Source organism: Bifidobacterium aesculapii (assembly GCF_001417815.1).
Taxonomy (GTDB): domain Bacteria; phylum Actinomycetota; class Actinomycetes; order Actinomycetales; family Bifidobacteriaceae; genus Bifidobacterium; species Bifidobacterium aesculapii.
The window spans coordinates 50484-61600 of the sequence record NZ_BCFK01000050.1; the positions used below are offsets into that span (position 1 = coordinate 50484).

Here is an 11117-nt window from a genome sequence, read left to right on the forward strand (position 1 = left end):
ACCCTAGTTGGAGGTGAGGAAGGTCTCGTTGCCGCGGGTGAAGTCAAGCACCGCTCCGGCAAGCTGCGGCGCGTCCGCAAGGTCCGGATCCTCGGCGAGCATGTGCGCTGCGCGTTCGCGCGCGTCGGTGATGATTTTCGCATCCTTGACGACGCGCAGCAGCTTGAGGCTCGATTTCAAGCCTGATTGCGCGTCGCCGAGCACGTCGCCCGCGCCGCGCAGCTCCAGATCCGCCTGCGCGATCTTCGCGCCGTCGAGCGAATCATGGATGACCTCGAGACGTGCCTCGGCGGTCGTTCCCGGTTCGGCACGCGAGATGAGGAACGCCCAGCTGTTCGTGCCGCCTCGGCCGACGCGCCCGCGCAGCTGGTGCAGCTGTGAAAGCCCGTACCGGTCCGCGTCGAAGATCACGATGCAGCTGGCCTGCCTGACATCCACGCCCACTTCGATCACCGTCGTGCAGACCAACACGGGCGTCTCCCCGGAGGCGAACGAGTCCATGACCTGCGTCTTCGCATCGTCCTTGTCCCTCCCGGTGAGCGTGGCGAACCTGACGCCCGCGAACTGCGGCAGCGCCTTGAGCCGTGCGGCGATCTCCGCGACGGAGTGCAACGGCGGACGCGCGACCTCCTCGCCGTTCTCGTCGAGCGCGGCGAACATGTCGTCGATACCGTCGGCGGCGCGCGCTCCCCCGCGCGAACCGCCGCCCCTGCCCTCCTCGTCGTCCGCGTCGATGCGCGCGCACACGATGTACGCGCGTTCCCCCGCGTCGATGCGCGCGCGGATGTGCGAGAACATGCGGCCCATCGTGTTCGCGTCGTTTTCGTTGACGACGACGGTGCGGATCGGCTTGCGCCCGCCGGGCAGTTCGGTGAGCCACGAGATGTCGAGGTCGCCGAACCAGGTCATGGCGGCGGTGCGCGGAATCGGCGTGGCGGTCATGACGAGTAGGTGCGGCGCGGTGCCGTCAGCGGATTTCGCGTTCAGCGATTCGCGCTGTTCGACGCCGAACCGATGCTGTTCGTCGATGACGACCAGTGCGAGGTTCGGTGCCTGGAACGTCTTCGAGAACGCGGCGTGCGTCGACACGATGATGCCCGGCGTGCCGCTCGCGGCGGCGGCGAGCGCCTTGCGCCGCGCCGCGAGCCGCATGCCGCCGGTGAGCAACGTGACCGGCACGCTCGGCGCCTGCGCGTGCGTTACGGCGTCACCGCCGCCGTCCATCGCCGCAATCATGCGCGTGATGGTCTCGGCATGCTGTTCGGCGAGTACCTGCGTGGGCGCGACGAGCACCGCCTGATATCCGGCGCCGACGGCCTGCAGCATCGCGGCGAGTGCGACGACGGTCTTGCCGGAGCCGACCTCGCCCTGCAGCAGCCGCTGCATCGGCGTGGGGCGCGTCATGTCGGCGGCGATGTCGTCGATCACGGCGCGTTGGCCGCCGGTGAGCGTGAACGGCAGTGAATCGATGAACCTGTCGCGCAGGCTGGTCTCGCCGGATTCCGCCGCATGCGCGTCGTTTTCGGGTTGAAGCGGGCAGGGGTGTGCGGCGGCCTTGTGCGCGTGGCGTCGCGCCTGGAGCAGCGACGTCTGGCAGATGAACGCCTCCTCGTAGCGCAGCGTGTCGATGCCTTTGCCGAACGACTGCTTCGATTGAGGCTCGTGGATCGCACGGAACGCGTCGGCCCGGTGCATGAGCCCGCGTGCCGTGCGGATCGATTCCGGCAGGATGTCGGGAATGGCGTCGGCGAGGGTGGCGGCGAACCGGTCCTCGTCCTCATGGGCCTGCAGGGCGATGTCGTCGGTGCCGGGGGCGGGCAGGTCGCGCCCTCCGAGCATCCACATGAGGCTCAGTATCGTCTCGTGGATGCGTTCGCTCTTGAGTCTTGCGGACGCATGGTAGATCGGGCGCGGCTTGGTCACGCGCGCCATCGCCTCGGCGACGGTGGGCGCGTCCCATCCGCCGGAGACGGTGTTCCGGGCGACGGCGGTCTGCCGCCGTGGCGACGCGAAATCCCGCCACGGATCGTCGCCGTCGAGGGTCCGCGATGGCGCGACGGTGAGGATCTGCGGATGGGTGAACTGCAGGCGCCCCATGTACTCGGACGGCGCTCCGGCGACGACGACCGTGTTCCCCTCGGCGAAACGCCGCATCAGCCAGTCGATATAGCCTTTTTTGCCGCCGCCGAAGAAGACGAGCTGCGCACTGTCCTCACGCATGCCGCGCGCGACGGCGGAGACGCTGTCGTCGACGGTGACGATCAGACGCATGTTGCGACCGGAGAAGGTGCGTGCGGAGCGCACGACACCCGCGAACGCCATCTGCTGGCCGATGACCGCCTCGCGTACCGCACGCTCGGGCACAGGGGCGGTCACGCGGAACGGATAGTAGGTGAGCGCGTCGCCGACGGTGACGATTCCGAACGATTTGAGCGCGGACGCGCGGCGCTTGTTCGCCAGCAGCGCCGCGACCGGAGTGTCCAACGTAATGCCCATAGTCCTGTATTCTCCCACACGCCGCGGCGGACCGGACAACAGTACCGGAGCCGCGATCGTCGCATGATATGCGAAAGCCCCACCGGTGAACCGATGGGGCTCCGATACGTTAACGCTGTTCGCGCACTCACGCAACCACGCGCTGGACCTTGCCGGCCTTGATGCACTTGACGCACACGCGGAGACGAACGTTCTCGCCATCGACCGTGGTACGGACCGGCTGCAGGTTCGGGCGGAAGGTGCGCTTGTTGCGGATATGCGAGTGAGACACGGTGTATCCGACCTGCGGACCCTTGCCGCACACGTCACAACGAGCTGCCATGATGGACTCCCTTTAACCTTGACTATCAAGTCTGTTTCGCGTCCCGGCCGACCATGCGAACACGTTCAACCGAACACACAACTTCACGAATATATCCCAGCACGCCGACAAGCGCAACACGGCGTGGAATCCTATGCGATTCCCGTGCGCCACCGGTACGCCTTGGGCGTAGAAGAGGAATTCTACTGGCGATACCGGACGCGTAGCGTTCCGATGCCCATTGCGGCACACGCCGCCGCACCTAGAATCACAGGTGAGACCGGACCGAGGATATAGAATGGTCTGGCACCGTCATCACCGACAGCTGGCGGTTCTTGGGGCTCAAGGAGGACGACATGTTCGGATTGCACAACACTCTGCACGATACCCTGCACGACGCGACGAACGGCACGGACGCCGGCGAAGACGCCGCGCACATCCCATCCGTGATCTCGCTCGGCCAGGTGTGGGTCGACATCATGATGGACGTCGACGAGATGCCCGCAGCCGGCGACTTCGCGATCGCGAACGACACGCGGCCCGTGGTCGGCGGCAGCTACCGGGTGCTGGACGCGGTGGCGCGCATGGGCGTGCCCGCCGAACACGCCGGAATCATCGGCAACGGCGTGTGGGCGTCGATGGTGCGCAAGGCGTACGAGGAGGCCGGCATCGCGCACGTCGGCCCCTCGCGGCTCGACGCGGATTCCGGATTCCGTCTCGTCTTCCACGACCAGGATGGGCGCAAGACGTTCGTCGCGCATTACGGCGCGGAGGCGCAGGGCGACGAGACCACGTTCGACGCGCTCGAGCCGGGCGCGGGCGACGTGGTGCATATCAGCGGCAACACGATGCTCGACCACACGGCCACCGGCATCGACGGATTCGTGGCCCGCGCCGGCACCGATCCGAAGACGCGGCCGTACCGACTCGTCATCAACCCGACCAACACCCTGAAACTCGTCAACGACCATCTGCTGGAGGATCTCGTGCTCGCACGCCCGATCTGGTCATGCAACCGTCAGGAGGCGACGACGCTGGCCGACCGGCTCGGCGTGCCCATCGACGAGGAGGCGGCGCTCACCGTCGGCGGAGGCTTCGACCAGGCGATGAACACCTTGTGCGACGCGCTCGGCAACGCGTTGCGCGCCCCGCTGGTCGTGCGCGCCGGATCGCGCGGCGCCTGGGTGCGCGAGCCCGGCGGCGCGGTGGAGCACATCGAGGGATTCCCGACGAAGGGCGTGCACACACGCTCCGCCGGCGCATGCCATACGGGGGCGACGTGCGCGATGCTGGCGAAGGGATGGTCGCTCGCGGACGCGGTGCGGATCGCGAACGCCGCCGCCTCGCTGGCGATCCAGCGCAACCAGGGCGGCGTGCCGATCTGCCCCTCCTACGACGAGGCCGTCGCCTTGGCGGGGACCGTGGAATCGGGGCCGCAGACGGCATAATTCATACTGCGTTCACCTTGCCAGACCCGCCGTTCCAGCTCGCTCCCCTACGATTGAATGCGATTCGAGACCGTAGGGAGAACGCACATGTCCCAGAACGCCACCACAACCGCCCCGCAAGGCGCCCCCGCCGACGCCTTGGCCAGGCTCACCACGCGCGAGAAGAAGTGGATTGTCTACGACGTGGGCAACTCCGCGTTCGTGCTGCTGTCCACGGCGGTCATCCCGATCTACGCGAAGTCGCTGATGCCCGCGGACGGCAACATCGTGTCCGCATGGGGGTATGCGCAGACGATCGCCTCGCTGGTCATCGCGTTGCTCATGCCGTTGCTCGGCTCGATCGCGGACGTGCAGGGCATGAAGATCAGGTTCTTCCTCGGGTTCTTCGGCACGGGCGTGGTGATGTGCTGCGCGATGGCCCTGCCGCTGACCTGGCTGCCGTTCCTCATCGTCTACGTGCTCGCCACGATAGGCCTCAACGGTTCGCTCACGTTCTATGATTCGATGCTCATCGACACCACGACCAACGAGCGCATGGACAAGGTGTCCTCGCACGGCTACGGCTGGGGCTATGTGGGCTCCACCATCCCGTTCATCGCGTGCATCGCGCTGATCTTCGGCGGACCGGCGGTCTTCGGATGGTCCACAGTGGCCTGCACGCGCGCCGCGTTCGTGATCACGGCGCTGTGGTGGGTGGCGTTCACAGTGCCGCTGCTGACCAGCTACACGCAGGTCCACTACCGTGCGACGCGCGAGCATGCGCGCGAGGCGGTCGCGGGCACGTTCCGCGAGCTCGGATCCACGTTCGGCAAGATCGTGAAGAACAAGCCACTGTGGATGTTCATGGTCGCGTTCTTCTTCTACATCGATGCGGTGAACACGGTGATCTCGATGAGCACCTCGTACGGCACGCAGCTCGGCATCGATTCCACGCAGCTCGTGGTGGCGCTGCTGGTCACGCAGTTCGTGGCGTTCCCCTGCGCGATCATCTACGGCCGTCTCGCCGGCCGCTTCGGCTGCAAGCCGATGATCATGGCCGCCGTGGTGGCGTACATGTGCATCGTGTTCTTCGCCACGTTCTTCCTCAAGGCGGCGCCCGAGTTCTGGATTCTCGCGATTCTGGTGGGCATGTTCCAAGGCGGCATCCAGGCGCTGTCGCGTTCCTATTACGGCAAGATCATTCCCAAGGACCACGCGAACGAGTACTACGGCTTCTACGACATCTTCGGCAAGACCGCCTCGATCCTCGGCACGTTCCTCGTGGCCACGACGACTACGCTGACCGGCAACGCCTCGCTCGGCGTGCTCTCCATCGCGATCCTGCTGGTGGTGGCGCTTGTCTTCCTCACGTTGCAGAAAGATCCTACGCGGACGGCGACGGCCTCGGCCCGGATCGCCTGAATCTCCCGCCAAACCGAGCCCCCTCTGTTGAGGGGGCTGTCAGCGAAGCCGACTGGGGAGAGCACGGTTCGCCCGTTCAGACGAACAGCGCGTCCGCTTCCCTTGCGGCCGATCAGCGCCTCTAACGCAGGCAGGCCTCGATGTTGTTGCCGTCGGGGTCGTGGATGAACGCGGCGTAGTACGTCGGCCCGTAGTTCGGGCGCGGACCGGGCTGGCCGTTGTCCGTGCCGCCCGCCTCGAGCCCGGCCTTGTGGAACGCCTTGACGGCGTCCTCGTCGGCCGCGTGGAACGCCAGATGCGTCGGGACGACCGGGTTGCCGTCCTTCGGGGATTCCAGCCACACGCTGTCGCCGTCCGCCTTGTTCGCAAAGCACACCGCGCCCGGGAAATCATGCTTCTTCACATAGCCGAGCGGGGCGAGCAGATGCTCGTAGAATCCGGCGCGTTCATTGGCGTCCTTGACGAAAAGTCCGACATGATCGATCATGGCTACCTCCTTGTTTCCGCCGTCCGGGAATGCCTCGGGCGGCACCGTCTCCAGTGTAGCCGGATTTGCCGGAATCAGCGTCCGAGCAGACCGGAGATCTGGCCGATGACGTCGCCGGGCAGACCGGCCTGCTCTGCGATGGCGCCGAAATCGAGGTTCGCGCCCTGTTCGCCGATCATGCCGGCCACGGCACCGATCTGATCGGCGGAGACGTGCTCCTGCGCCAGTGCGGCGAGGTCGCCGAGCTGTTCGGGATTGAGATGGTCGCCGGCGACCTGTGCGATCTCGCCCAGCTGGCCGGCGTCGAACTGCTCCGTGACGGCGGCGGGCAGGTCGCTGAGCGAGCTCAGATCGGCACCGCCCGGGAACTGTTGGGCGATATTGCCGATGATGTCGCCCGCGGCCCCGCCGAACACGCCTTCGGCGACGCCGCCCAGATGCTCGGATGCCAGATTCCTGATGCTGTCGAACAATCCCATGTCACACCCCTTCATTGATGACTATGTGGTTGCCGACTACTGTACAGCACGATTGTGGCAACCTGCTGGCTATGGGCCGATGATGACCTGGACGACGTCCCGCATACGGGCAAGCCCCCTCGTTCGGGAACGAGGGGGCTTGCGGAATTACAGGACACCTACCGAGTTCAGCGTTCGGAGGCTTCTTCGGTGGCGGCGAGGCCTTCGCGTTCGACGCGGATCTTGTGGCCTTCCTCCTGGCGCACGCCGTAGTAGGCGGCGATGGCGATGTCCTTCATGTCGTTGATGAGCGGGATGCGCGGGTTCGCGGGCGTGCACTGGTCCTCGTAGGCGCGCATGCCGATCTGGTCGAGCACGCTCCAGAAGTAGTCCTCGTCCACGCCGCACTCCTGGAAGCTCTTGTTCATGCCGAGCTTGTTGTCGCGGTAGTCCTCCACGGCCTTCGCGAGGTTCTCCACGGCCTCGGCCGGGGTCTTGCCCGGGTCGACGCCGAGGTTCACGGCGATGTCGCGGTAGCGTTCGTCGGCGATGTACTTGTTGTACTTCGGCCAGCTGGTGGGCTCCTCCGGGACCTGCCCGTTGTAGCGGATCACGTACGGCAGCAGGATCGAGTTCGTGCGGCCGTGCGCGATGTGACACAGGGCGCCGATCGTGTGGGCCATGCCGTGGCACATGCCCAGGAACGCGGAGCCGAACGCCATGCCGGCCATCGTGGCCGCGTTGTGCATCTTCTCCTGCGCGTTGGTCTTGGCCAGGCCGGGCTCGCCGTTAACGGACTCCGCCAGGTTGTCCCAGATGAGCTTGGCGGCGTGCAGGGCCATGCCGTCGGTGAAGTCGTTCGCATACACGGACACGTACGCCTCGAAACTGTGGGTCAGCGCGTCGAAGCCGGCGTCCGAGGCGAGCTTCCTAGGCTGGGTGCGGGCGAGCACCGGATCCACGATCGCGACCGACGGGGTCAGCGCGTAGTCGGTGATCGGGTACTTGTAGCCGGTCTTGTGGTCGGTGATCACGGCGAACGGCGTGACCTCGGAACCGGTGCCGGACGAGGTCGGGATGCACACGAGCTTGGCCTTCTTGCCCAGCGGCGGGATCTTGAACGCGCGCTTGCGGATGTCGAAGAACTTCTCGCGCACGTCGGAGAAGCTGATCTCCGGGTGCTCGTACAGCAGCCACATGATCTTGGACGCGTCCATCGGCGAGCCGCCGCCGACCGCGATGATCGTGTCCGGCTCGAACTCCTCGCGCATCATCTCCGCGCCGCGTTCGACGGTCTCGACGCTCGGCTCCGGCTCGACGTAGTCGATGATGCGGAACGTGACGTTGTTCGCGCGGGCGCGCAGCTGGTCGATGATCTTGTCGACCACGCCGAGCTGCTCCATGACCTTGTCGCACACGATCACGGCCTTCTCGATGCCGTACATGTCGCGCAGGTACTTGATCGCGTTCGGCTCGAAGTACGTCTTGGCCGGGATCTTGAACCACTGCATGTTGTTGTTCCTCCGAGCGATGCGCTTGATGTTCACCAGATTCACGGCCTGCACGTTGCCCGACACCGAGTTGCCGCCGTACGAGCCGCAGCCCAAGGTCAGCGACGGGGCGATCGCGTTGTAGATGTCGCCGATGCCGCCCAGCGAGCTCGGCTGGTTCCAGATGATGCGGCAGGCGTGCATCCTCAGGCCATACTCGCGCACCAGCTCCTGGTTGTTGGTGTGGATGGCGGCGGTGTGGCCGGCGCCCAGCTTGAGCATCGCCTCGCACATCTCGAACGCCTGCTCCTTGGAGTCGGCCTTGAGGACGGCCTGGACCGGGGCGAGCTTCTCGTGGGTGAGCGGCTCGTTGTCCGACACCTCCGTGCACTCGGCGCACAGGATCGTCGCGTCCGCGGGGATCTCGAAGCCGGCGGCCTTGGCGATGTACTGCGGGGACTTGCCCGGCACCACGGAGTTGAGCTTCGGGGTCTGGCCGGAGCCGGCGGTGCAGCCGAACATGTACTGCTCGAGCTTGGCCTTCTCCTCCGCGTTCACGAAGTACGCCTTGCGGCGCTTGAGCTCCTTGACGAGCGGCGCGTACACGTCTTTGTGGGCGATGATGGCCTGCTCGGTCGCGCAGATCATGCCGTAGTCGAAGTGCTTGGACAGCACCAGGTCGTTCGCGGCGCGCACGATGTCCACGTCCGCGTCGACGTACGCGGGGGCGTTGCCCGCGCCGACGCCGAGGGCCGGCTTGCCGGAGGAGTACGCGGCCTTGACCATGCCCGGACCGCCCGTCGCGAGGATCGTCGCGATGCCGTCATGCTTCATCAGCGCGCCGGTCGCCTCGATCGACGGGTGCTCGATCCACTGGATGCAATCCTCAGGGGCGCCCGCCTCGATCGCGGCGTCGCGCACGATGCGCGCGGCTTCGACGGAGCACTTCTGCGCGCCCGGGTGGAAGCCGAAGATGATCGGGCAGCGGGTCTTCAGCGCGATCAGCGACTTGAAAATCGCCGTCGAGGTCGGGTTCGTCACCGGGGTGACGCCGGCGACGACACCGACCGGCTCGGCGACCTCGTCGATGCCCAGCACGTCGTCCTCACGGATGATGCCGACGGTCTTCTGACCCGCCAGATAGTTGGTCACGTGCTCGCACGCGAAGATGTTCTTCGTGGCCTTGTCCTCGACCAGGCCACGGCCGGTCTCGTCGACGGCCATCTTCGCGAGCACCAGGTGCTTGTTCAGCGCGGCGACGGACGCCTTCGCCACGATATGATCGACCTGCTTCTGATCGAGCTTCTCGAACGCGTCCAACGCCTTCAGGCCCTTGGCGACAAGGGCATCGACCTCGGCCTGCGCCGCGGCCTGCTTCTCTTCCGGGCTCGGTTTGGTGGGAGCCTCGGTCTTCTTCGCTTCTGCCATGAATCCTCCTCGATTTGCCGGTGCAAATTCGTTGTATGGAATCTCCCGCCCGTAGGCGGACATCGTTCAGCACACTCAACCTTGGGTTGCTTATGTGGCCTGCGTCACAATATAACGAATCGGTCAACAAGCTGCATGCGCACAAAATCTACGGCGTTTCATGTTTGTATTTATGCGGTTTTTGTTTGATGTTGTGAGATTTAGCGCACAAAACCATTCAATATTCGGTTATTTGATACTTTCTGTTCATTTTTTGACGGAAATCACATGGAGCTCACCGCCTTGAACGCCTTACTTATAGAAAGTGCTTTTCTAAAATTCGCCCATCGCTGCAATCAAACACAAATCAGATTAATAAAAGTTCCGTCACGCAATCCCTGGAACACGTCGGCGCAGACCGCGCCACGCCCACGAATATGCAAAATCACTTTTATAAAAGTACACTGCCGATAACGCATCCAATGGAGGTCCGTCATGAAGGCAATGCCATCCGCGGCGGTGAAGACGCACAACCGCATCGCCATGACCCAGTATCTGTACACGCACGACCATGCCACCAAGCAGGAGATCGAACGCGAACTCGGGCTGAGCCTGCCCACCATCACACAGAACCTGCGTGCTTTGGAATCGGAGCATGTCATACGCCAGGGCCCCCTCCTCGCCTCCACCGGCGGGCGCAAGGCGCGTGGCTACGACTTCAATCCCGATCACCGCACCGCCATCGGCGTGGTGATGAAGCACAACGAGGTGCGCATGTGCGCCGTGGACCTGCGCGGCAACGTCGTCGAGAGGCTCAACCGCACGCTCCCCTACCGCAACGCGAACGTCTACTACCAGCGCGTGGGCGACATCGTCGAGAACTTCGCCACGGACGTCGAAGCCAGACACGGCGGGGTGCTGGGCGTCGCCTTCGCGATCCAGGGCATCGTCTCGCCCGACGGGCGCACGATCACCTTCGGCAACATCATGCGCAACACCGGGCTCACGCTCGACGCCATCGCGCAGTCCATACACCGTCCCTGCATGATGATTCACGACTCCGACGCGTCCGCGATGGCCGAACTCTGGTTCGACAAGACGCTCACCGACGCCGTCTGCGTCTACCTCGAGCGGCGCCCCGGCGGCGCGGTGATCGTGGGCGGCAGGCTCTACCAGGGGCCGAACATGTGCAACGGAGCCATCGAGCATATGACGCTCGTGCCGGGCGGACGCGAATGCTACTGCGGCCAGCGCGGCTGCATGGACACGTACTGCTCGCCCGAGTCGCTGCCGGAGGACTACGAGTCGATCCCCGGCTTCTTCAGCGTGCTCGAGCAGGGCGAGCGGCACCACCGCGAACGCATGGACGAATGGCTCGATTATGTGGCGCAGGCGATCGTCAACGTGCGTTCGGTCATCGCCGGCGACGTGATCATCGGCGGCGAGGCCGCGCAGTATCTCGAGGACGACGACATCGACGATCTGAAGCGGCGCGTCGTCGAACGCACGCCGTTCGGCACCGAACGATTCACATTGCGCCGCAGCTACTGCGCCGAAGACCAGAACATCATCGGCGCCGCGTTGCGCTACGTGGAGACCTATCTGTCCGAAATCTGCGGCGCATAATAG

The 11117-nt window shown here is 65.2% G+C and carries 8 protein-coding genes; 3 read left to right on the forward strand and 5 right to left on the reverse strand.

Annotation, left to right across the window (positions count from 1 at the left end; genetic code table 11):
* Positions 1-3 precede the first annotated feature (3 nt).
* Together BFAL_RS07255 and rpmB are read right to left on the reverse strand one after the other, a co-directional pair.
* A complete protein-coding gene (locus BFAL_RS07255) occupies positions 4-2496 on the reverse strand; it encodes an ATP-dependent DNA helicase RecG (protein WP_055427736.1) in 2493 nt (830 codons plus the stop codon).
* 127 nt (positions 2497-2623) lie between these two features.
* Positions 2624-2818, reverse strand: a complete 195-nt coding sequence (rpmB, locus tag BFAL_RS07260; RefSeq protein ID WP_055427737.1) for a 50S ribosomal protein L28 — start codon at positions 2816-2818, stop codon at positions 2624-2626.
* Between the two features lie 335 nt (positions 2819-3153).
* Between rpmB and BFAL_RS07265 the strand changes: the two genes are divergently transcribed.
* Both BFAL_RS07265 and BFAL_RS07270 read left to right on the forward strand, forming a co-directional pair.
* Positions 3154-4245, forward strand: coding sequence for a PfkB family carbohydrate kinase (locus BFAL_RS07265; protein ID WP_082440456.1), 1092 nt, complete (start codon positions 3154-3156; stop codon positions 4243-4245).
* 87 nt (positions 4246-4332) lie between these two features.
* On the forward strand, positions 4333-5646 hold the full coding sequence (locus tag BFAL_RS07270; protein ID WP_055427738.1) for an MFS transporter: 1314 nt from the start codon (positions 4333-4335) through the stop codon (positions 5644-5646).
* A 121-nt stretch (positions 5647-5767) separates the two neighbouring features.
* Here BFAL_RS07270 and BFAL_RS07275 read toward each other — a convergent pair whose 3' ends face one another.
* From BFAL_RS07275 to adhE, 3 genes are all read right to left on the reverse strand, one after another.
* Positions 5768-6133: a VOC family protein gene (locus tag BFAL_RS07275; RefSeq protein ID WP_055427739.1), complete on the reverse strand. Its 366-nt coding sequence runs from the start codon at positions 6131-6133 to the stop codon at positions 5768-5770.
* A gap of 74 nt (positions 6134-6207) precedes the next feature.
* Positions 6208-6612: a hypothetical protein gene (locus BFAL_RS11615; RefSeq protein ID WP_236691703.1), complete on the reverse strand. Its 405-nt coding sequence runs from the start codon at positions 6610-6612 to the stop codon at positions 6208-6210.
* Between the two features lie 167 nt (positions 6613-6779).
* Positions 6780-9509 carry a bifunctional acetaldehyde-CoA/alcohol dehydrogenase gene (gene adhE / locus BFAL_RS07285; protein ID WP_055427740.1) on the reverse strand — a complete coding sequence of 910 codons (2730 nt, stop codon included), beginning with the start codon at positions 9507-9509 and terminating at the stop codon, positions 6780-6782.
* A gap of 474 nt (positions 9510-9983) precedes the next feature.
* Here adhE and BFAL_RS07290 point away from each other — a divergent pair, with 474 nt between their 5' ends.
* Positions 9984-11114 (forward strand): ROK family transcriptional regulator, encoded by a 1131-nt coding sequence (locus BFAL_RS07290; RefSeq protein WP_152973584.1) that lies wholly within the window; start codon positions 9984-9986, stop codon positions 11112-11114.
* Positions 11115-11117: the final 3 nt, after the last annotated feature.

Bases quoted from the DNA above. Each gene is read 5' to 3' on its own strand.
- BFAL_RS07255 (WP_055427736.1), bottom strand. From the start codon at position 2,496: ATGGGCATTACGTTGGACACTCCGGTCGCGGCGCTGCTGGCGAACAAG.
- rpmB (WP_055427737.1), bottom strand. From the start codon at position 2,818: ATGGCAGCTCGTTGTGACGTGTGCGGCAAGGGTCCGCAGGTCGGATAC.
- BFAL_RS07265 (WP_082440456.1), top strand. From the start codon at position 3,154: ATGTTCGGATTGCACAACACTCTGCACGATACCCTGCACGACGCGACG.
- BFAL_RS07270 (WP_055427738.1), top strand. From the start codon at position 4,333: ATGTCCCAGAACGCCACCACAACCGCCCCGCAAGGCGCCCCCGCCGAC.
- BFAL_RS07275 (WP_055427739.1), bottom strand. From the start codon at position 6,133: ATGATCGATCATGTCGGACTTTTCGTCAAGGACGCCAATGAACGCGCC.
- BFAL_RS11615 (WP_236691703.1), bottom strand. From the start codon at position 6,612: ATGGGATTGTTCGACAGCATCAGGAATCTGGCATCCGAGCATCTGGGC.
- adhE (WP_055427740.1), bottom strand. From the start codon at position 9,509: ATGGCAGAAGCGAAGAAGACCGAGGCTCCCACCAAACCGAGCCCGGAA.
- BFAL_RS07290 (WP_152973584.1), top strand. From the start codon at position 9,984: ATGAAGGCAATGCCATCCGCGGCGGTGAAGACGCACAACCGCATCGCC.